This is a genomic window from Streptomyces sp. NPDC051133, assembly GCF_040682635.1.
GTDB lineage: Bacteria > Actinomycetota > Actinomycetes > Streptomycetales > Streptomycetaceae > Streptomyces.
Window position 1 is genome coordinate 17,914 of record NZ_JBFBBK010000018.1, and the last position, 21,039, is coordinate 38,952.

Here is a 21,039-nt window from a genome sequence, read left to right on the forward strand (position 1 = left end):
CTCATGCCCGCGGCGAAGACCCGCCCAGCCGCCCCGCACAGCGCGCCCCAGCTCCGGGCCGCACCCGGCCGCACGTCTCTGACCAGGGGAAACTGAGAATCACCCAAGCTGATCCACATCGGCCCGCCGGTCCGGGTCGCGCATCCCCAATTCGGACCAGTGGTCGACCTCGCCTACACTCGGTGGCGTGCCACGTGGTGACGGTCGACTCAATCACGATCTGCTTCCCGGCGAGAAGGGCCCCCAGGACGCTTGCGGCGTCTTCGGCGTCTGGGCTCCGGGTGAAGAGGTCGCAAAGCTCACGTACTTCGGGCTCTACGCCCTCCAGCACCGGGGTCAGGAATCCGCGGGAATCGCGGTCAGCAACGGCTCCCAGATCCTCGTCTTCAAGGACATGGGCCTGGTCTCCCAGGTCTTCGACGAGACCTCTCTCGGTTCGCTCCAGGGTCATATCGCGGTCGGACACGCCCGCTACTCGACCACCGGGGCCTCCGTGTGGGAGAACGCCCAGCCGACGTTCCGTGCCACCGCGCACGGCTCGATCGCGCTCGGCCACAACGGCAACCTGGTCAACACGGCGCAGCTCGCCGAGATGGTCGCCGCACTCCCGAACGACAACAACAGCCGCTCCACCCGGGTCGCGGCCACCAACGACACCGACCTGCTGACGGCCCTGCTGGCCGCCCAGGTCGACGAGGACGGCAAGCCGCTGACCATCGAGGAGGCCGCGCACGCGGTGCTCCCGAAGGTGAAGGGCGCGTTCTCCCTCGTCTTCATGGACGAGCAGACCCTCTACGCCGCCCGTGACCCGCAGGGCATCCGCCCGCTGGTCCTCGGCCGCCTGGAGCGCGGCTGGGTGGTCGCCTCCGAGTCCGCCGCCCTCGACATCTGCGGCGCGAGCTTCGTGCGGGAGATCGAGCCGGGCGAGTTCGTCGCCATCGACGAGAACGGCCTGCGCTCCTCCCGATTCGCGGAAGCGAAGCCCAAGGGCTGCGTCTTCGAGTACGTGTACCTGGCCCGCCCGGACACCGACATCGCCGGCCGGAACGTGTACCTCTCCCGCGTGGAGATGGGCCGCCGGCTCGCCAAGGAGGCCCCGGTCGAGGCCGACCTGGTCATAGCGACCCCGGAGTCCGGCACCCCGGCCGCCATCGGCTACGCGGAGGCCTCCGGCATCCCCTTCGGCGCGGGTCTGGTGAAGAACGCCTACGTCGGCCGGACCTTCATCCAGCCCTCGCAGACCATCCGCCAGCTGGGCATCCGCCTGAAGCTGAACCCGCTGAAGGAAGTCATCAAGGGCAAGCGCCTGGTCGTCGTGGACGACTCGATCGTGCGCGGCAACACCCAGCGGGCCCTGGTGCGCATGCTCCGCGAGGCCGGCGCGGCGGAGGTCCACATCCGGATCTCCTCCCCGCCCGTGAAGTGGCCCTGCTTCTTCGGCATCGACTTCGCCACCCGCGCGGAGCTGATCGCCAACGGCATGACCATCGAGGAGATCGGCACCAGCCTCGGCGCCGACTCCCTCTCCTACATCTCCATCGACGGCATGATCGAGGCGACCACGATCGCCAAGCCGAACCTGTGCCGCGCCTGCTTCGACGGCGAGTACCCGATGGAGCTTCCGGACCCGGAGCTGCTCGGCAAGCAGCTGCTGGAGACCGAGCTGGCGGCCGGTCCCGCCGCCACGGCCGCGGCCGACGCGATCCGCCGCCCGTAACACCCCTGCAGTACGACACGAAAGCTCTCACAGTCATGTCTGAGACAACTGGTGCCAGCTACGCAGCGGCGGGCGTCGACATCGAGGCGGGCGACCGCGCGGTCGAGCTGATGAAGGAGTGGGTGAAGAAGACCCAGCGCCCCGAGGTCCTCGGCGGCCTCGGCGGCTTCGCCGGCCTCTTCGACGCCTCCGCCCTCAAGCGCTACGAGCGCCCGCTGCTCGCCTCCGCCACGGACGGCGTCGGCACCAAGGTGGACATCGCCCGCCGCATGGGCGTCTACGACACCATCGGCCACGACCTGGTCGCCATGGTCATGGACGACATCGTGGTGTGCGGCGCCGAGCCGCTGTTCATGACCGACTACATCTGCGTCGGCAAGGTCCACCCCGAGCGCGTCGCAGCCATCGTGAAGGGCATCGCGGAGGGCTGTGTGCTCGCCGGATGCGCCCTGGTGGGCGGCGAGACGGCCGAGCACCCCGGTCTGCTGGGCGAGGACGACTTCGACGTCGCCGGCGCCGGTACGGGCGTCGTGGAGGCCGACCGGCTGCTCGGCGCGGATCGTATCCGCACGGGTGACGCGGTGATCGCCATGGCGTCCTCCGGGCTTCACTCCAACGGGTACTCCCTGGTCCGGCACGTCCTGCTGGAGCGCGCGGGCCTCGCCCTGGACGCGGAGATCGCCGAGCTGGGCCGCACCCTCGGTGAGGAGCTGCTGGAGCCCACCAAGATCTACTCGCTGGACTGCCTGGCGCTCACCCGTACGGCGGACGTGCACGCGTTCAGCCACATCACGGGCGGTGGCCTCGCGGCCAACCTGGCCCGGGTCATCCCCGACGAGCTGCACGCGACCGTCGACCGGTCCACCTGGGCCCCGGGCGCGATCTTCGACCTGGTCGGCAGGACCGGGAACGTCGAACGCCTGGAACTGGAGAAGACCCTCAACATGGGCGTCGGCATGATGGCGATCGTCCCGCCGGAGTCCACCGAGGTGGCCCTCGCGACCCTGGCGGACCGGGGTGTCGAGGCCTGGGTGGCCGGCGAGATCACCGGGCGCGGCGACAAGGAGACCGGCGCCGAGCTGGTCGGGACCTACGCGAACTGAAGGCCGCCGGCTGACCTGGGGGTAGCACAGAACCCGGTCGGTGGCAGTGCCACCGACCGGGCAGGTGCTGAGTACTAGGTCAAGCGCCGCGACGGTGCTGTGAGGGACCCTCGTCCTCGTCCTCGTCGTCGTCCTCATAGAGGTCGGCGTACCGAGAATAGAGATCGTCGTCGTTCTCATCGTCCTCGAACGGCTCGCCGTTCGGCGGCTGGCTCGAAGTCGATGCGCCCAGTTCACTGGCCAGACGTGACAGATCAGTCCCACCGCTGTTGTACTTCAGCTGGCGGGCGACCTTTGTCTGCTTGGCCTTGGCCCGGCCGCGCCCCATGGCTCGACCCCCTCGGTGACGGGGCTCGACGGCCCCAGAGTCTGACACGCGTTCATGATCGGAACGGACCCTCCGTGGAGAGGCCGGTCCGTAGGGCTTCCACGGTACCTGAGCCCGCGCCCATACGGTACGTCGCCCGCAGCACGCGCCTGTGCCCAGGACCTTCGAGGCGCCCCGTCCTCGCTGGTCAGTGGCGATTTTAACCACTTATCGGGGAACGACCCGCCGGTGGAAGTGAGAGTTCTCTCTAAGTTCCCACCGGCGGGTACCGCTCAAACGTGCGATCGGTGCCCGGCGATCAGTGGGCCGCGCGGCCGGCGCGCGCCTCGGCCATGCGCTGCTCGGCGATCCGGTCGGCCGCGGCGGCCGGCGGAATCCCGTCTTCCTTCGCACGTGCGAATATGGCCAGCGTGGTGTCGAAGATCTTCGCCGCCTTCGCCTTGCACCGGTCGAAGTCGAACCCGTGCAGCTCGTCGGCCACCTGGATGACCCCGCCCGCGTTCACCACGTAGTCCGGCGCGTAGAGGATCCCGCGGTCGGCGAGGTCCTTCTCGACGCCCGGGTGGGCGAGCTGGTTGTTGGCGGCCCCGCAGACCACCCTGGCGGTGAGCACCGGCACGCTGTCGTCGTTCAGAGCGCCGCCGAGCGCGCAGGGGGCGTAGATGTCCAGCCCCTCGACCCGGATCAGCTCCTCGGTGTCGGCGACCGCCGTGACCCCTTCGGGGTGCTGGTCGAGGATCCGCTGGACGGCGTCCGCGCGGACGTCCGTGACGACGACCTCGGCGCCCTCGTCCAGCAGGTGGCGCACCAGGTGGTGGCCGACCTTGCCGACACCGGCGACGCCGATCCGGCGGCCGCGCAGCAGGGGGTCGCCCCACAGGTGCTGCGCGGAGGCGCGCATGCCCTGGTAGACACCGAAGGCGGTGAGGACGGAGGAGTCGCCGGCGCCGCCGTTCTCGGGGGAGCGGCCGGTGGTCCAGCGGCACTCGCGGGCCACGACGTCCATGTCGGCGACGTAGGTGCCAACGTCGCACGCGGTCACGTAGCGGCCACTCAGCGAGGCGACCATACGGCCGTAGGCGAGCAGCAGCTCCTCGGTCTTGTCGCGCTCCGGGTCGCCGATGATCACGGCCTTGCCGCCGCCGTGGTCGAGCCCGGCCATGGCGTTCTTGTACGACATCCCGCGCGCGAGGTTGAGAGCGTCCGCGACGGCCTCGGCCTCGGTGGCGTAGGGGTAGAAGCGGGTGCCGCCGAGAGCGGGGCCCAGGGCGGTGGAGTGGATGGCGATCACGGCCTTCAGGCCGGTCGCGCGGTCCTGACAGAGCACGACCTGCTCATGGCCCCCCTGGTCCGAGTGGAACAGGGTGTGCAGAACATCAGCAGGTGCGCCAATTACCTCGGTCACTGTGGTGACTCCTGTGTAAAGAGCGGCGAGTGGGGCGGAACCCCGTGCGGGTGGCGGGGTGCCGTGGCATGAGCGTAGAGCCTCGGCGCGACCACCATCCGCGCAGTGTTCAGGATCACTCTCCCGTGCCGAATGTGCACGCATGACCGTGGCACGATTTGCAGTGGTTTCGAGCCGGGCCCGATGGGGAGGGAGCAGGCGTGCCGAAGGTGTCCTCCGTGGTCGTCCCCTATGCCGCGTACCTGCGCGTGTACGAGCCGCTGGCCGCCTTCCCGGAGCCGGAGCGCAGCCACTGGGCGCGTTACGCCCGCCGCCCGGACCGCCCCACCTACCAGGACGAACTACGCCGCTCCCTGGCCGACTTGCTGCCCACCCCGCCGGTCGCGGTGCCGGTGCACGAGAGCAGTGACGCCTTCGTGCTGGAGGTCGACGGGGTGGTCTGCGTCTGCCCCTGGCGGACCCGGCTGCGCGGCTGGCAGGCGCTCGGCGAGCTGGCCGGGGAGCTGCCGCCGCCGGTGCTGGACGCGGTGCTGCCGCCGCTGGTGCGTGACCAGGCCGCCCAGGACTACGAGCGCTGGCTCGCCCGCAACCCCGACGCCCGCCCCTGGATCCGCACGGCGACCTGGCAGGTGCCGCTGAACTGGTTCGTGCTGGTCTCCGACGAGGAGCGGCGCTACGAGAAGGGCACCGCGGAGGTCCCCCCGCTGCTGCGCTACCGCACTCCCATGGTCCAGGCCCGGCGCCGGGTGGCGCGGGCGCTGCGCACGCTGAAGGACGCCGTCGAGGAGGGACCCCTGATCGACGGCCTGGTGGACGTCGGCCGCTGGCTGGAGGAGTTCCACCCGCGCTCGCTGGTCGAGCTGGACTACGGCGGCCTGGTGCACGTGCTGCCGGCCGGCGAACTGGAGGGCGACCACTCGGCGGCGGACGTGGCCGCGGGTGTCGAGGCGCTGCGCCGCGGGGACGGGGCGGCGGCCGGCGAGGCCTACGGGCGGCTCGTGGAGCGGTGGCGGGCGGTACGGGACCGGCGCTCTGCGAACTGAGTGACGCACGTCACGGTCCAAAAGCCGCTGAAGGACGTACGGTCTACGGCACTTGACCATCTGACGGGACGTTGGTCCCGATCCGGGCTTTTGTCTCAAGGGTGATGGACGGCACTTACGCGGCCCTTGCGTCTCTTGCCGCCCCTCGTGCCAAAATAGGACAAGGAGCCCGGGGAGGGTTCCATCTGCCCAACTGTGCCCCAGCATGGGTGGAATCTCTGCATTGCACGCTATGGGGGGTCTGGTGCCTCCTGATCGCCACTGTGACTGATCGTCACAGTGGCGTGACTGTCCGCTATGGCATGGTCCATCGGCTTCCGTCGCTGATGAACACCTGGGAGGGCAATTCCATCGGTTTGGCCGACGTGGCTGGACAGATGGTGTAGTTGTAGTGCCGAGGACAAGCCGTTCGTCCTATAACCGACTCGGCCCGCGTCCGCCATTTCGGGCAACGTGGGTCAAGGTGCAGAATTTAGAGGAAAGAACCGAGAAGGTTCGGTTCTCCCGAGGAGGCCGCTCATGACCGCTCGCACCCCTGATGCCGAGCCGCTGCTGACCCCGGCTGAGGTCGCCACGATGTTCCGCGTGGACCCGAAGACGGTCACGCGGTGGGCGAAGGCCGGCAAGCTCACGTCGATCCGTACGCTCGGCGGGCACCGCCGCTACCGCGAAGCCGAGGTCCGCGCACTGCTCGCGGGCATCCCGCAGCAGCGCAGCGAGGCCTGAACAACTGAATAATCGGGCAAAACGGTCGGTCCCCCAACTGGCCGAGGCGCCCGAACCCCTAGCTCCAAGCGACGCGGGACCTGCCCCAACAGGGCCCACGCCCAAGCCGAAGAGAACGTTGTAGGCAGCGACACAGGGTGCGTCGTAGATCGCGCTGGACTCCGCCGGGTCCAGCGCGATCTTTTTTGTGCGCTGGTCGGAGGGGGCGGGCGCCTCTGTGAGCGGCCTTGTCGGAGTCTGGGTGGGGCTGTCGGAACCACTGTGCGCACCCTCTGGGAGGGGTGCAATTGCACATATTAAATTGACCCGTTGTAGGACGTGGGTAAGTACCGCGGTTTCAAAAACTCATGCGGTGACTCCCGTCACACACCGGGACGCTTGTCCCCCGTGGCTCCGATGCATTAGTGGAAGCGCGGCTTCCAGCGCCCCACGCAGGCAAGGGGGTTGGGCCGCGGGAGGTCACGCGCTCCTGGGGCTCTCGTCCTCGGCCGCCGCCTCCCCGGTCTCCTGGGGGTGGGTGCCGGCGTCCATGGCGAGGCGCAACAGGCGGTGGCAGACCGGGCAGTGGCGGGTGAGGTGCCGGTAGGACGAGGCGGCCGCGAGATGCGCCCTGAGCAGCGCCCGCGTCTCATGCCTGGCCGATGCCGCCATACGCCACCTCCGCGAGCCGCACAGGGGAACGGGCCCTGCTCCCTGGGTACCGACGGAATGTGACGCCGTCAAGGCCGCGGACGACGCCGCAGAGCGCCGGAGGAGGCCTCGCCGGCGCCGGCCCTGTCCGGCGGCGGGGGACGCGCCGATCGCGGCGGTGAGGCGTGCGTGTGGGGGACGACCGAGGCCCGCAGCTCCTGGGGGCGCGGGCCTTGCTGGTGGGGGCCCTGTCGGGTCGCTGTGTCTGATTGCGGCTTCGCCGGTGGGCGCGAGCCTTGTCGACCGGGCAGTACTACCGGCTCCGCCGCGGGCGCGGCCTCCGCCTTGGCAGGGCGGTGGGTACTCGCGGCGGGGTACGACTGAGGCCCGCACCCCTCGCGGGATGCGGGCCTCACTCACTGTGCGGTCCTGACGGGATTTGCTGTGTCTGATTGCGGCTCCGCCGCGGGCGCGGCCTCCGCCTTGATGGAAGGGGAGCACTTAGGGCCGGGATATGACTGAGGCCCGCACCCCTCGCGGGATGCGGGCCTCACTCACTGTGCGGTCCTGACGGGATTTGAACCCGCGGCCTCCACCTTGACAGGGTGGCGAGCACTCCAAACTGCTCCACAGGACCAGGTTTCGCGGCGCTCGGCTTGCTGCGTTGCGCTGCGAAAAGAGACTGTACAGGAGGTGGGCCCGCCTGGTCGAACTCACCCTCCGTACGCGATCGGTTACGGCGCCGCCGCGTCGATCGCCTTCACGATCCGCTTGTCGGAGACGGGGTACGCGGTCCCCAGCGCATGGGCGAAGTAGCTGACCCTCAGCTCCTCCAGCATCCAGCGGATGTCCAGGACGGCCGACGGGACCGGACGGCCCTGGGGCAGCTGCTCCAGGAGCCAGGCGTACTCGTCCTGCATCTCGTGGACCTTCTCCATGCGGGTGGTGTCCCGCTGGACGCCCGTCGGCATCTGCTGCAGGCGCCGGTCGGCGGCCACCAGGTACCGCATCAGGTCGGGCAGCCGCCGTATCCCCGCCCAGGTGATGAAACCGGGCTTCACCAGGGCGTCCAGCTGCTTGCGGACGTCCGTCAGGTTTGCCAGCAGGACCGGGCTGCTCACGGCCTTCAGGCGGCGCTCACAGGCCTGCCAGGCGGCCAGCACCTGCTGCACCTGGGCGACCGTACGCACCGTCGTGTCCACGATCTCCGCGCGCACCTTGTCGTACAGCTTCCGGTACGACTCCTCGTCCCACGCCGGCCCCCCGAAGTCCCCGATCAGCTTGTCCGCCGCCGCCATCGCGCAGTCGTCGAACAGGGCCTGGATGGAGCCGTGCGGGTTGGCCGAGAGGCCGAGCTTCTGCTGGTTCGTCAGCTTCTCGGACGCGAACTTCGCCGGGTTCACTGGGATGTTCCGCAGGATCAGCCGCCGGGTGCCCTTCCACATCGCCTCGGCCTGCTCGGCCTCGGTGTCGAAGAGGCGCACCGAGACCGTGTCGCCGTCGTCCACCAGTGCGGGGTACGCCTTCACCGGCTGGCCGGCCCGGCGGGTCTCGAAGACCCGGCTCAGCGTGCCGATCGTCCAGTCGGTCAGGCCCTTGCGCTCCAGGGACTCGCCGCCCTCGCGGGACGCGGTCGCCGCTGCCGCCTGGGACAGGGCCTGGCGCGCCTTCGGCTTGAGCTGGAGCTTCAGCGCCTCCAGGTCCTTGTCCTCGGCCAGCTTCCGGCGCCGTTCGTCGACGATCCGGAACGTGATCTTCAGATGCTCGGGGATCCTCGCCCAGTCGAAGTCGTCCGCCTCGAAGGGCACGCCGACCATCCGCTTCAGCTCACGGGCCATCGTGACGGTCAGCGGTTCCTGCAGCGGCGCCGCCTTCTCCAGGAAGGCCTTCGCGTAGTTCGGCGCGGGCACGTAGTTGCGGCGGATGGGCTTCGGCAGGGAGCGGATCAGCTCCGTCACCAGCTCCTCGCGCAGACCCGGGATCTGCCAGTCGAAGCCCTCGTCCTCGACCTGGTTGAGGACCTGCAGCGGGATGTGGACGGTCACACCGTCGGCGTCCGCGCCCGGCTCGAACTGGTACGTCACCCGGAACGTGAGCGGTCCCTGCCGCCAGGAGTCGGGATAGTCGGCCTTCGTGACCGCCTCCGCCGACTCCCGGATCAGCATCTCCCGCTCGAAGTCCAGGAAGTGCGGCTGCTCGTGCCGCTTGCGCTTCCACCAGGAGTCGAAGTGGGCCCCCGACACGACGTGTTCGGGCACCCGCTGGTCGTAGAAGTCGAACAGCGTCTCGTCGTCGACCACGATGTTCCGGCGCCGCGCCCGGTGCTCCAGCTCCTCGACCTCGCTGAGCAGCCGGCGGTTGTCGGCGAAGAACTTGTGGTGCGTGCGCCAGTCGCCCTCCACGAGCGCGTTGCGGATGAACAGCTCGCGGCTGACCCCGGGGTCGATCCGGCCGTAGTTCACCTTCCGCTGGGCGACGATCGGGACGCCGTACAGCGTGACCTTCTCGTACGCCATCACGGCCGCCTGGTCCTTCTCCCAGTGCGGTTCGCTGTACGTCCGCTTGAGGAGGTGACCGGCGAGCGGCTCGACCCACTCCGGCTCGATCCTGGCGTTGACCCGCGCCCACAGCCGGCTCGTCTCCACCAGCTCGGCCGACATCACGAACTTCGGCTGCTTCTTGAACAGCGAGGAGCCCGGGAAGATCGCGAACTTGGCGTTGCGGGCACCCAGGTACTCGTTCTTGTTGCCGTCCTTCACGTCCTTCATCCCGACGTGCGAGAGCAGGCCGGCGAGGAGGGAGACGTGGATGCGGTCGGCCGGGGCGTCCTCCTCGGCGAGGTGGATGCCCATCTGCTTGGCGACCGTACGCAGCTGGGTGTAGATGTCCTGCCACTCGCGGATGCGCAGGAAGTTCAGGTACTCCTGCTTGCACATCCGCCGGAAGGACGACGATCCCCGCTCCTTCTGCTGCTCGCGGACGTACCGCCACAGGTTCAGGTAGGCGAGGAAGTCGCTGGTCTCGTCCTTGAAGCGGGCGTGCTGCTGGTCGGCCTGGGTCTGCTTCTCCGCCGGGCGCTCGCGCGGGTCCTGGATGGAGAGGGCCGCCGCGATGACCATGACCTCGCGGACACAGCCGTTCTTGTCGGCCTCCAGGACCATGCGGGCCAGGCGCGGGTCGACGGGCAGCTGGGCGAGCTTGCGGCCGGTGTCGGTGAGCCGCTTGCGCGGGTCCTTCTGGGCCGGGTCCAGCGCGTGCAGCTCCTGCAGCAGCTGGACGCCGTCGCGGATGTTGCGGTGGTCCGGCGGGTCGATGAAGGGGAACTTCTCGATGTCGCCGAGGCCGGCCGCGGTCATCTGCAGGATGACGGACGCCAGGTTCGTACGGAGGATCTCCGCGTCCGTGAACTCCGGGCGGGCGAGGAAGTCGTCCTCGGAGTACAGCCGGATGCAGATGCCGTCGGACGTACGGCCGCAGCGGCCCTTGCGCTGGTTGGCGCTCGCCTGGGAGACCGGCTCGATGGGCAGCCGCTGGACCTTGGTGCGGTGGCTGTAGCGGCTGATCCGGGCGAAGCCGGGGTCGATGACGTACTTGATGCCGGGGACGGTCAGGGAGGTCTCGGCGACGTTGGTCGCCAGAACGATCCTGCGTCCGGTGTGCGGCTGGAAGACCCGGTGCTGCTCGGCGTGCGAGAGCCGGGCGTACAGGGGGAGCACCTCGGTGAATCTGTACTTCTTCTTCTCCAGCGCGTCCGCCGTGTCCCGGATCTCCCGCTCACCGGAGAGGAAGACGAGGATGTCGCCCTTCCCCTCGCCCATCAGCTCCTCGACGGCGTCGGTGATGGCGGTGATCTGGTCGCGGTCGGCGTCCTCGGAGTCCTCCTCCAGGAGCGGCCGGTAGCGCACCTCCACCGGATACGTACGGCCGCTGACCTCGATGATCGGGGCGTCGCCGAAGTGCCGGGAGAAGCGCTCGGGGTCGATGGTCGCCGAGGTGATGACGACCTTGAGGTCCGGACGGCTGGGCAGCAGCTGGGCGAGGTAGCCCAGCAGGAAGTCGATGTTGAGGGACCGCTCGTGGGCCTCGTCGATGATGATCGTGTCGTAGGCGCGCAGCTCGCGGTCGGTCTGGATCTCGGCGAGCAGGATGCCGTCCGTCATCAGCTTGACGAAGGTGGCGTCCGGGTTGACCTGGTCGGTGAACCGCACCTTCCAGCCGACGGCCTCGCCGAGGGGCGTGCTCAGCTCGTCGGCGACCCGCTCGGCGACGGTACGGGCGGCGATGCGGCGGGGCTGGGTGTGCCCGATCATGCCCCGGACACCGCGCCCGAGCTCCATACAGATCTTCGGGATCTGGGTCGTCTTGCCGGACCCGGTCTCACCGGCGACGATGACGACCTGGTGATCGCGGATGGCTGCCGCGATCTCGTCCTTCTTCTGGCTGACGGGCAGCTGCTCGGGATACGTGACCGCGGGCACGCGGACGCGCCGCTCGGCCATGCGGGCCTCGGCCTTGCCGACCTCGGCCTCGATCTCGGCGAGGACGGCGGCGCGGGCCTCCGGCTTACGGATCTTGCGCGCGCCCTCGAGCCGCCTGCCGAGCCGGTGCGCGTCGCGCAGCGACAGCTCGGTCAGACGGGGGGCGAGGGTGCCGAGGGCGGGGGCGGGATGCGTAGACATACGCGATCCAGGATCTCACCCCGCCCGAAAAACAGGCGAACGATTTGACCGCCGGCGCTTCCGGCACCCGGCGATCGACGGGCACCGCCCACGGCGAGATGCCAAAGTGATCGTTATGTCCGATTCGCGCTGGGCGGCGTTCAAGGCATCCCCCTTCCTCCCCGCCTCGGTCCTCCTGCTGCTCATCGCCGCGGCGGCGGGCCTCTTCGCCGGTTCGTACACCTACGCCATGGCCAACCCGACCCCGCACACCATTCCCACGGCCGTGACCGCGTCCAACGACGTGCCGGCGGCCCGGCGGTTCATCGGCGGCATGGAGCAGGCCCTGAACGCCTCCCTGAGACTGCACCCGTACGGCAGCCGGGCCGCCGCCGTGCGCGCGGTGGACGAGCAGAAGGTGTTCGCGGTGGTGGAGGCGCCGGCCGGCGGCCGGACGATCGCGCTGGACGTGTCCTCGGCCTCCGGGGCCACGGTCGCCCAGGTGCTCGGCGAGGCGGCGGCGAAGGTGGGCGCGGCCACCGGCACCACCGTGGTGGTCCACGACCTGAAGCCGCTGCAGAAGGGCGACCCCAGAGGGCTCGCGATCTTCTACATCTCACTCGCCGCCGTGATCATCGGCTTCGTCGGCGCCATCCAGCTCAGCGTGCACGCGCGGGCCCTGAACCCCATGGAGCGCATCGCCTTCACCGTCGCCTACGCCCTGCTCGGCGGGCTCACGATCGCCGCGGTGGTCGACTGGTGGCTGGGGGCGGTGAAGCTGCCGTTCCTGGAGTCCTGGATGATCCTCGCCCTGACGATGTTCACCTCGGGCATGGTCTTCACGATGTTCAACACCCTGGTCGGCCGCTGGGCCATGCTGCCGACCTGGGGCCTGATGGTGCTGCTCGGCAACCCCTCGTCCGGCGGTGCCGTCTCCTGGCCGCTGCTCCCGTCCCCGCTCGGCACGGTCGGCCGGTGGCTGCCGCCCGGTGCCTCGGTCAACGCCCAGCACACGGCGGTGTACTTCCGTGGCCACCAGCACGCCTTTCCGTTCCTGGTGCTGGCGGGCTGGTCGGTCCTGTCCTGCGCGGTCTTCCTGATCTGGCGGCACCGGCACCCGGGGGGCCGCCTGCCGGACCCGTCCGGCGCGGACGCGGACTAGGGAGTGCGCTGGCGGACTAGGGAGTGCGCTGGGCGGGCGGCGGCGTCGCGGTGCCGTGCTGCCGGGGCTGGACGCCCTCGCGCAGCGCGATCGACTTCGCGGTGTTGGAGACGGCCTTGATGCCCAGGTAGGCGGTGGTCATGCTGCTCACGGCCGTGAACGCGGCGGTGAGGATCGCGACGATCACGCTCTTGTCCCCGTCGAGCCGCCACACCCCGAAGGCGGCGACCCCGGCGATCGCAAGGTTGCTGACGACCACCGCGAGCAACCCGTACCGCGCCCGGTACTTCTCCACCTCGGTGTCCACTGCTGCCCCCCAGCCCGAGACGACGAAAGCCCCGTTCGCTGGACGGGGCTTCAGACCGCGTCCTGGAGGGGCGTCGCCCGATCATAGGAGGTGAAGGTGTCGGGTGAAAGGCGTTGCTGTGTGCGGCTGGTGCGACAATGCCGCGACGCGGCGCTGGTCGTGGGGCTGGTCGTGGGGCTGGGGAAAGGTACGGCGTTGATCTTTCGGGGCGTGATCGCACTGCTCGCGGGCAGTGCTCTCCTGACGGTGGCATGCGGTTACCGCGGTGTCGACGTGTGGGTGTGGGACTGGGCACCCTTGGTGACGCGGCAGCGGAGCCGGTACGGAACGCCCTGGCGGAGCCTTACCAGCATGCGGATCCAGTTCGGGATCATAGGGCTCGTCTTCCTGGGGTACGGGCTGCACGCCGTGGTGCGCTGACAGCAGCGGTCACAGGAACGCGCGGGCACACGGAAGAGCCCCTCTCCGTTGATGCCGGAGAGGGGCTCATGCCCTGGTCAGGGCTGTTGTGGCTGGGGCCGGGGTCGAACCGGCGACCTATCGCTTTTCAGGCGATCGCTCGTACCAACTGAGCTACCCAGCCACGGTGTTTCACGTGAAACACCAGCGGTCCTGACGGGATTTGAACCCGCGGCCTCCACCTTGACAGGGTGGCGAGCACTCCAAACTGCTCCACAGGACCAAGCGTGTGTGCAACAGTGTCGCACACGATCTTGCGTGCCCCCAACGGGATTCGAACCCGTGCTACCGCCTTGAAAGGGCGGCGTCCTAGGCCGCTAGACGATGAGGGCTATCGGCCCGCCTGGGCGCTTCTCAGCGCGTCGGGGACGTGAGAAGCATATGGGATGGCGGGGAGGATCGCCAAAACGGTTCAGGGTGACGCCCCCGACGGGGTGCTCGGGGAGGGTGCGGGGGTGCTCGGCGAGGGTGTGGCGCCGGGCCGGTTCTCGTCCGCCAGATGGCGGCTGACCTCGGCCGTCGTCTGACCCAGGCCGCCCAGCTTGATCGCGTCCCAGGCCTGCAGGCGGTGGCTGTCGCGGTCGAAGTACAGGATCGAGGCCTCGATGGGGGCGGGGTACTTGCGCTCCACCGCCCGCAGCCCGCTTCCGCCCGTGGAGCCCTCCATGCGCAGCCGGGTGCCGTACGGCAGGATCTCGTCCCCCTCGTGATGCAGATGGCCGCACAGCACCAGCGGCACGTCGCCGTCGGCCTCGCGGGCCGCGGACGGCTCGTGGGCGATCGCCACGTCCACGGGGGTGCCGGCCGCCCGCTGGTCGTGCAGGGCGCCGGCCAGCCGGTAGCCCGCCAGCCGCTCGGAGGCGTCGCCACCGGGCACCACCGAGCGGTCGGGCGTGTACTGCGGGTCGCCGATCCCGGCGAAACGCAGGCCGGCGACCGTCTCCGCGTGTCCGTCGTCCAGGACGCGCACGTTCTTCATGCGCTCCAGGTAGCGCTGCGTGATCCCGGAGTCGTGGTTGCCGCGCACCCAGACGTACGGCACCCCCAGGTCCTTCACCGGGTCCAGGAAGCCGTTCTCCGCCGCCGTGCCGTGGTCCATCGTGTCGCCGGAGTCGACGATCACGTCGACCTTGTACTGCTCCACGAGCGAGGCGATGATCTTCCAGCTCGCCGGGTTGAGATGGATGTCCGACACGTGCAGGACCCGGATGGTCGAGGGGTCCGGCTGGTAGGCCGGGAGCGTGGACGCGACGTCGTAGAGCTTCGTCACGTTCGTCACCAGGCGGGCCAGCTCCTGCTGGTAGACGTCGAACTCGGTGACGATGCTGCGCGCGTTGCCCACGACGGAGGGCGCGGAGGTCAGCAGCCCGGAGAACTTCGGCTCCAGGATCGACTTCGGGTTCCAGGTGGCGTACGCCGACGCGCCCGAGGCGGCCAGCAGGGCCAGGGCGAGTCCGCCGGCCGCGAAGGCCCGGCCCGGGCGCCGGTAGACGGCGAGACCGAGGGCGCCGGCTCCGGCGACCACGGCCACGCAGGAGCGCACGGCGAGGTCCAGCGTGCCGTGCTCGACGTCGTGGGCGACCTCGTCCTGGAGTCCGGAGATCCGCTCCGGGTGGTCGACCAGGGCCTGGGCGCGGAGCGGGTCGAGCTGGTCGACGTTCACGTCCAGGCGGACGGGGGCCACATGGCTGTCGAGAGTGAGCGCGCCCAGCGGAGAGATGTTGATCTTCGTGCCGCCGGTGAGGGAGGGCCGGAGGGCCATCGTCGTGTTCATCGGCCCGACCGGCGCCCGTACGTTCCCGACGATCAGCAGCCCCAGCCAGGCGCCGACGAGTACGACGGTCATGAGCCCGAGGGCCTGCAGCCAGGGCCGGGGCCGGTCGGCGAGTTCGAGGTCGGGGAGCCGGTGGGTGCCTCTGCCGGCGCGGCGGAGACGGGCGGAGCCGGGGATGCGGGAAGCGCCGGGGATGCGGCGGACGCCGCCGATACGGGGTATGCGGTGCGAGGTCCGGTTCAGCATGCTGCTCAGCGCGGCGACGGGGACGCGGGCCATTGGTCCCGTATGCCCATGTCCCGGCGCGGATATGCGACGGTTCGGCACTCTCGTACGGGCCCGCCGTGCCCGACAATGACCGTGTGCTGGAGATGACGCGCGAGGAGTTCGAGGAACTGGTCGCCGAGGCGCTCGACCGGATCCCGCCGGAGCTGACGCGGCTCATGGACAACGTGGCGGTGTTCGTGGAGGACGAACCGCCCGCCGACGACCCGGAGCTGCTCGGGCTGTACGAGGGCACCCCCCTCACCGACCGGGGCGAGTGGTACGCCGGTGTCCTGCCGGACCGGATCACCGTCTACCGGGGACCGACGCTCAGGATCTGCGAGAGCCGTGAGGACGTGGTCGCGGAAACCGAGGTGACGGTGGTGCACGAGATCGCGCATCACTTCGGTATCGACGACTCCCGGCTGCACTCCCTCGGCTACGGCTGAGCGCCGATGCGGGCGGGGCGCGTGTCCTCTTGCGGGCGGCGGGAGTTGGGAGGGTTGACTTCTTTCCTTGCCCCCGGAGGTGGCCGCCGTGCGCCCCTTGAACGTACCCGTCCGTCTCGCCGTCACGGTGCTGGTCGTCACCGCCGCCGCCGGCTGTGTGAACGTGGGTGACGACGCGGGCCGGTCCGCCAGGCCCTCGCATTCGGCGGGGCAGCGCGGGGGCGAGGCACCCGACGGCGGCCCGGTGCGGGGTGCGGGGGGCCTGGGACGCGAGGGCGCGGGAGGCGACGGCAAGCACCGTGACGGCAAGGCCGAGCCGGGGAAGTCGGCCTCGGCGTCGGCCAGCCCGTCCGGCCGGCGGGGCAGTGCCTCGGCGGCCCCCGGGAAGCCGGGTGAGCCCGGGAAGACCGTCAAGCCCGGGGACCCGGCGCCGACCCAGGACCAGCCGACGCCCCCGCCCACCTCCGCTCCGCCGGAGCCCCCGGACACCACTCCGCCTCCGCCGCCCTCCGATCCCCCGTCGGCGGAACCGTCCTCCTCGGCGCACGAGGACTCCTCGCCCCAGCTGGTGCAGCGCGAGCCGGCGCCCGAGGCGGGGGTGCCGGTATGAGCCCTGCCACCCTCGTTCACCTGCGGCGCAGAGATCAGTTTGCCTTGAGGGGTGGTAGGTGCGTATGGTGGTAGATCGTTTGATCCCATTTGCCCGGCGCCACCACAGAGCGCGCCGTGTGGCGCGTACTCTCCTTTGCCGTGGCGGACCGCATTGAGGCGGTCGTGAGCGAATCACGGAGTTGACGGGCGCGTGCCGAAGAGACTCCGGAAGGTTTCGCATTCGCATGTCCGTGTCCAGTACTGACCAGATCGTCGTGTCCGAGAACGAGATCGTTGACGAACTCGTCGATGTGACGACCGAGGTCACCGAGGCCCCCGAGGCCGCTGACACCACCCCCCAGACCACCTTCGCCGACCTCGGCCTCCCCGAGGGCATCGTGCGCAAGCTCGCGCAGAACGGCGTGACGACCCCCTTCCCGATCCAGGCCGCGACCATCCCGGACGCCCTGGTCGGCAAGGACATCCTCGGCCGTGGCCGCACCGGCTCCGGCAAGACGCTCTCCTTCGGTCTGCCGACCCTGGCCACGCTGGCCGGCGGCAGCACCCAGAAGCACAAGCCCCGCGCGGTCATCCTCACCCCGACCCGCGAGCTGGCCATGCAGGTGGCCGACGCCCTCCAGCCGTACGGCGACGTCCTCGGCCTGAAGATGAAGGTCGTCTGCGGCGGCACCTCCATGGGCAACCAGATCTACGCCCTGGAGCGCGGCGTCGACATCCTCGTCGCCACCCCGGGCCGCCTGCGCGACATCATCAACCGCGGCGCCTGCTCCCTGGAGGACGTGCAGATCGCCGTCCTCGACGAGGCCGACCAGATGTCCGACCTGGGCTTCCTGCCCGAGGTCACCGAGCTGCTCGACCAGGTCCCGGCCGGCGGCCAGCGCATGCTCTTCTCCGCCACGATGGAGAACGAGATCCAGACCCTCGTCGACCGCTACCTGAACAGCCCCGTCTCCCACGAGGTGGACGCGGCTCAGGGCGCGGTGACGACCATGTCGCACCACATCCTCATCGTGAAGCCCAAGGACAAGGCTCCGGTCACCGCCGCGATCGCCTCCCGCAAGGGCCGCACGATCATCTTCGTCCGCACCCAGCTGGGCGCCGACCGCGTCGCCGAGCAGCTGCGCGACTCGGGTGTGAAGGCCGACGCGCTGCACGGCGGTATGACCCAGGGCGCCCGCACCCGCACCCTGGCCGACTTCAAGGACGGGTACGTCAACGTCCTGGTCGCCACCGACGTCGCCGCCCGTGGCATCCACGTCGACGGCATCGACCTGGTCCTGAACGTGGACCCGGCCGGTGACCACAAGGACTACCTGCACCGCGCCGGCCGTACCGCGCGCGCCGGCCGCACCGGCACGGTCGTCTCGCTGTCCCTGCCGCACCAGCGGCGGCAGATCTTCCGCCTGATGGAGGACGCGGGCGTCGACGCCGCGCGCCACATCATCCAGGGCGGTGCCGCCTTCGACCCGGAGGTCGCCGAGATCACCGGCGCCCGCTCCATGACCGAGGTCCAGGCCGAGTCCGCGGGCAACGCCGCCCAGCAGGCCGAGCGCGAGGTCGCCCAGCTCACCAAGCAGCTGGAGCGCGCCCAGCGTCGTGCCGCCGAACTGCGCGACGAGGCCGACCGGCTGGTCGCCCGCGTCGCCCGCGAGCGCGGCGAGGACCCGGAGGCGGCGGTGGCCGAGGCCCAGGCGACGGCCGCCGAGGAGCTGGCCGTGGCCGAGCGGTCGGTGGAGCGCGAGACCGAGCGCGAGGAGCGCCCGGCGGCTTCGGCGCCGTACGAGCGCAAGGAGCGCCGCAGCTTCGACCGTGACCGTGGCGAGCGGGGCTTCGAGCGCCGTGACGACCGCGGTGGCCGTACCTTCGAGCGTCGCGACGACCGCCGTGACGACCGTGGTGGCCGTACCTTCGAGCGACGTGACGACCGCCGTGACGACCGTGGTGGCCGTACCTTCGAGCGCCGTGACGAGCGTCGCCCGTTCGACCGCGACCGTGACCGTGGCGAGCGGGGCTTCGAGCGCCGTGACGACCGTGGTGGCCGTACCTTCGAGCGTCGCGACGACCGCCGTGACGACCGGGGTGGCCGTACCTTCGAGCGCCGTGACGAGCGTCGCCCGTTCGACCGCGACCGCCGTGACGACCGTGGTGGCCGTTCCTTCGAGCGCCGTGACGACCGCGGCGGCTTCCGCCGGGACGAGCGCGGTGGGCACCGGGGCAGCGACCGCCCGTTCAACCGGGACCGCCGTGACGACCGTCCGGGCTTCCGCTCCGGCGGCCACGAGCGCCCCTACGGCCGTCGTGACGACCACCGCGGCACCGGCTTCGGCCGCCGCGAGGACAAGCCGCGCTGGAAGCGCAACGGCTGAGGTGACGCGCCGGCGCGCGTGAGCTGAGAAGGGCCCGTACGACTTCGGTCGTACGGGCCCTTTTTCGGCCAATGCGTGACGCATGTCATGCGCTTACCGAGGGAATTGCTGGGGGCATGACAGATGACGCCAGAGCGAGTGGGCCGTCGGACGAGGAACGGCTGGCCCAGCTCGGATACACCCAGGTCCTCGCCCGCCGCATGTCGGCGTTCTCGAACTACGCCGTCTCCTTCACGATCATCTCGGTCCTGTCCGGCTGCCTGACCCTCTACCTCTTCGGCATGATCACCGGCGGGCCGGCGGTGATCACCTGGGGCTGGGTGGCGGTGGGCCTGATGACGCTGTTCGTGGGCCTGTCGATGGCCGAGATCTGCTCCGCCTACCCGACGTCCGCGGGCCTGTACTTCTGGGCGCACCGTCTCGCGCCCCCGCGGTCGGCGGCGGCCTGGGCGTGGTTCACGGGCTGGTTCAACGTGCTGGGCCAGGTGGCGGTGACCGCGGGCATCGACTTCGGCGCGGCCTCCTTCCTCGGCGCCTGGCTGAACCTCCAGTTCGGTTTCGAGGTGACCCCCGGCCGCACGGTGCTGCTCTTCGCGGCGATCCTCCTGCTCCACGGCCTGCTGAACACCTTCGGGGTGCGCATCGTCGCGTTCCTGAACAGCGTGAGCGTGTGGTGGCACGTCCTCGGTGTCGCGGTCATCGTCGCCGCGCTCGCCTTCGTCCCCGACCACCACCGGTCGACGTCCTTCGTGTTCACGCACTTCGTCAACGGGACCGGCTGGGGCAGCGGCCCGTACGTCGTCCTGCTCGGCCTGCTGATGGCGCAGTACACCTTCACCGGCTACGACGCCTCCGCCCACATGACGGAGGAGACGCACGACGCGTCCACGGCCGGCCCGAAGGGCATCGTCCGCTCGATCTGGACGTCCTGGATCGCCGGCTTCGTGCTGCTCCTCGGCTTCACCTTCGCCATCCAGTCCTACGACAAGGAGCTGACCTCTCCCACCGGCGCGCCCCCCGCCCAGATCCTCCTGGACGCCCTGGGCGCCACCACCGGCAAGCTCCTCCTGCTGGTCGTGATCGGGGCCCAGCTGTTCTGCGGTATGGCGTCCGTGACGGCCAATAGCCGCATGATCTACGCCTTTTCCCGGGACGGGGCGCTGCCCTTCTCCCGTGTCTGGCACACGGTCAGCCCGCGCACCCGCACTCCCGTGGCGGCGGTCTGGCTGGCCGCGCTCGCCGCGCTGGTGCTGGGCCTGCCGTACCTGATCAACTCGACGGCCTACGCGGCGGTGACCTCGATCGCGGTGATCGGCCTCTACATCGCGTACGTCGTCCCGACCTTCCTCCGGGTCCGCAAGGGCGCGGACTTCGAGCGCGGCCCCTGGCACCTGGGCCGCTGGTCGGGTCCGATCGGCGTGGTCTCGGTGCTGTGGGTGGGCGTGATCACGATCCTCTTCATGCTGCCGCAGGTCTCGCCGGTCACCTGGAAGACCTTCAACTACGCGCCCGTCGCCGTGCTGGTCGTCCTCGGCTTCGCGGCGACCTGGTGGCTGGCCTCGGCCCGGCACTGGTTCCTCAGACCGGTCTCCGAGCCGGCCCCCGACCTGGTCCAAAAGTGACCATCTCGCCGCTCTCCGCCCGCCCGACGCGGCCGGGTCACCGATACCCCGTCGGAGACTCGGCCTCGTCCGGCTATGCTCGGACAGGCAACATCGTCTGGGCCCTTAGCTCAATTGGCAGAGCAGTGGACTTTTAATCCATTGGTTGTGGGTTCGAGTCCCACAGGGCCTACGGACGCGGGGGAGGGTTTACCCCCTCTGACCTGCCGCGCGGCGCCCGGGTCGGCTTCGGTCGGCTCGGGCGCCGCTTCGTTTTCGAGCCAGTGCGTGAGGGCTGCGTCAGCGGATGCGGCCGTGGCCTGCGGATCGGCTGCCGTTCGGGCGGACGGTTCGGGCAGCGGCCTGACACGACCGGGGGATCGGTTTCGCCGCCTCCGTGCGTGAGCGTCGCCGCCACATGGCGTAGGTCCGGCA

16 protein-coding genes and 5 tRNA genes are annotated in these 21,039 nt (G+C 70.2%); 11 read left to right on the forward strand and 10 right to left on the reverse strand.

Translation table 11 applies throughout. The annotated features are described in order from the left end of the window. Positions 1-187: 187 nt before the first annotated feature. Together purF and purM are read left to right on the forward strand one after the other, a co-directional pair. Positions 188-1,717, forward strand: coding sequence for an amidophosphoribosyltransferase (gene purF, locus AB0N17_RS19685; RefSeq protein WP_366012645.1), 1,530 nt, complete (start codon positions 188-190; stop codon positions 1,715-1,717). Between the two features lie 35 nt (positions 1,718-1,752). After that, entirely contained in the window at positions 1,753-2,820 is a 1,068-nt protein-coding gene (purM, locus tag AB0N17_RS19690; RefSeq protein ID WP_366012646.1) for a phosphoribosylformylglycinamidine cyclo-ligase, read from the forward strand. 79 nt (positions 2,821-2,899) lie between these two features. Here purM and AB0N17_RS19695 read toward each other — a convergent pair whose 3' ends face one another. Next, entirely contained in the window at positions 2,900-3,148 is a 249-nt protein-coding gene (locus AB0N17_RS19695) for a DUF3073 domain-containing protein (RefSeq protein WP_361256657.1), read from the reverse strand. Positions 3,149-3,446: 298 nt separating this feature from the next. Then, positions 3,447-4,553, reverse strand: coding sequence for a Glu/Leu/Phe/Val dehydrogenase dimerization domain-containing protein (locus tag AB0N17_RS19700; RefSeq protein WP_366012647.1), 1,107 nt, complete (start codon positions 4,551-4,553; stop codon positions 3,447-3,449). A 200-nt stretch (positions 4,554-4,753) separates the two neighbouring features. Between AB0N17_RS19700 and AB0N17_RS19705 the strand changes: the two genes are divergently transcribed. After that, on the forward strand, positions 4,754-5,596 hold the full coding sequence (locus tag AB0N17_RS19705) for a hypothetical protein (RefSeq protein WP_366012649.1): 843 nt from the start codon (positions 4,754-4,756) through the stop codon (positions 5,594-5,596). 519 nt (positions 5,597-6,115) lie between these two features. After that, a complete protein-coding gene (gene bldC, locus AB0N17_RS19710) occupies positions 6,116-6,322 on the forward strand; it encodes a developmental transcriptional regulator BldC (protein WP_003949541.1) in 207 nt (68 codons plus the stop codon). 459 nt (positions 6,323-6,781) lie between these two features. Here the strand turns inward: bldC and AB0N17_RS19715 are convergent, their stop codons facing one another. From AB0N17_RS19715 to hrpA, 3 genes are all read right to left on the reverse strand, one after another. Further along, positions 6,782-6,973, reverse strand: coding sequence for a DUF6274 family protein (locus tag AB0N17_RS19715; RefSeq protein ID WP_366012650.1), 192 nt, complete (start codon positions 6,971-6,973; stop codon positions 6,782-6,784). Between the two features lie 541 nt (positions 6,974-7,514). After that, a tRNA-Asp gene (locus AB0N17_RS19720) sits at positions 7,515-7,589 on the reverse strand. 97 nt (positions 7,590-7,686) lie between these two features. Continuing rightward, the gene (gene hrpA / locus AB0N17_RS19725) at positions 7,687-11,631 is read right to left on the reverse strand and encodes an ATP-dependent RNA helicase HrpA (RefSeq protein ID WP_366012651.1); all 3,945 of its coding nucleotides are present in this window, start codon (positions 11,629-11,631) and stop codon (positions 7,687-7,689) included. A gap of 115 nt (positions 11,632-11,746) precedes the next feature. Between hrpA and AB0N17_RS19730 the strand changes: the two genes are divergently transcribed. After that, positions 11,747-12,772: an ABC transporter permease gene (locus tag AB0N17_RS19730; protein WP_366012652.1), complete on the forward strand. Its 1,026-nt coding sequence runs from the start codon at positions 11,747-11,749 to the stop codon at positions 12,770-12,772. Positions 12,773-12,788: 16 nt separating this feature from the next. On the opposite strand, the gene AB0N17_RS19735 is transcribed toward AB0N17_RS19730, so the two are convergent. Continuing rightward, positions 12,789-13,079 carry a hypothetical protein gene (locus AB0N17_RS19735; protein WP_366012653.1) on the reverse strand — a complete coding sequence of 97 codons (291 nt, stop codon included), beginning with the start codon at positions 13,077-13,079 and terminating at the stop codon, positions 12,789-12,791. Positions 13,080-13,289: 210 nt separating this feature from the next. Here AB0N17_RS19735 and AB0N17_RS19740 point away from each other — a divergent pair, with 210 nt between their 5' ends. After that, positions 13,290-13,499, forward strand: coding sequence for a hypothetical protein (locus AB0N17_RS19740; RefSeq protein ID WP_366012654.1), 210 nt, complete (start codon positions 13,290-13,292; stop codon positions 13,497-13,499). Between the two features lie 89 nt (positions 13,500-13,588). Here AB0N17_RS19740 and AB0N17_RS19745 read toward each other — a convergent pair. The 4 genes from AB0N17_RS19745 to AB0N17_RS19760 form a co-directional block, all read right to left on the reverse strand. Beyond that, positions 13,589-13,662: transfer RNA gene (locus AB0N17_RS19745), tRNA-Phe, on the reverse strand. 24 nt (positions 13,663-13,686) lie between these two features. Continuing rightward, positions 13,687-13,761, reverse strand: a tRNA-Asp gene (locus AB0N17_RS19750). Positions 13,762-13,797: 36 nt separating this feature from the next. Continuing rightward, positions 13,798-13,870 (reverse strand) — tRNA-Glu (locus AB0N17_RS19755). A gap of 80 nt (positions 13,871-13,950) precedes the next feature. Beyond that, the gene (locus tag AB0N17_RS19760) at positions 13,951-15,591 is read right to left on the reverse strand and encodes a metallophosphoesterase (protein WP_366012655.1); all 1,641 of its coding nucleotides are present in this window, start codon (positions 15,589-15,591) and stop codon (positions 13,951-13,953) included. Positions 15,592-15,674: 83 nt separating this feature from the next. Between AB0N17_RS19760 and AB0N17_RS19765 the strand changes: the two genes are divergently transcribed. The 5 genes from AB0N17_RS19765 to AB0N17_RS19785 all read left to right on the forward strand — a co-directional run bounded on the left by AB0N17_RS19765 (position 15,675) and on the right by AB0N17_RS19785 (position 20,797). Further along, on the forward strand, positions 15,675-16,025 hold the full coding sequence (locus AB0N17_RS19765; protein WP_366012814.1) for a metallopeptidase family protein: 351 nt from the start codon (positions 15,675-15,677) through the stop codon (positions 16,023-16,025). Between the two features lie 88 nt (positions 16,026-16,113). Continuing rightward, a complete protein-coding gene (locus AB0N17_RS19770) occupies positions 16,114-16,635 on the forward strand; it encodes a hypothetical protein (RefSeq protein WP_366012656.1) in 522 nt (173 codons plus the stop codon). A gap of 226 nt (positions 16,636-16,861) precedes the next feature. Further along, on the forward strand, positions 16,862-19,003 hold the full coding sequence (locus AB0N17_RS19775) for a DEAD/DEAH box helicase (RefSeq protein WP_366012657.1): 2,142 nt from the start codon (positions 16,862-16,864) through the stop codon (positions 19,001-19,003). Positions 19,004-19,119: 116 nt separating this feature from the next. Next, positions 19,120-20,625: an amino acid permease gene (locus AB0N17_RS19780; RefSeq protein WP_366012658.1), complete on the forward strand. Its 1,506-nt coding sequence runs from the start codon at positions 19,120-19,122 to the stop codon at positions 20,623-20,625. Between the two features lie 99 nt (positions 20,626-20,724). Beyond that, a tRNA-Lys gene (locus AB0N17_RS19785) sits at positions 20,725-20,797 on the forward strand. Positions 20,798-21,039: the final 242 nt, after the last annotated feature.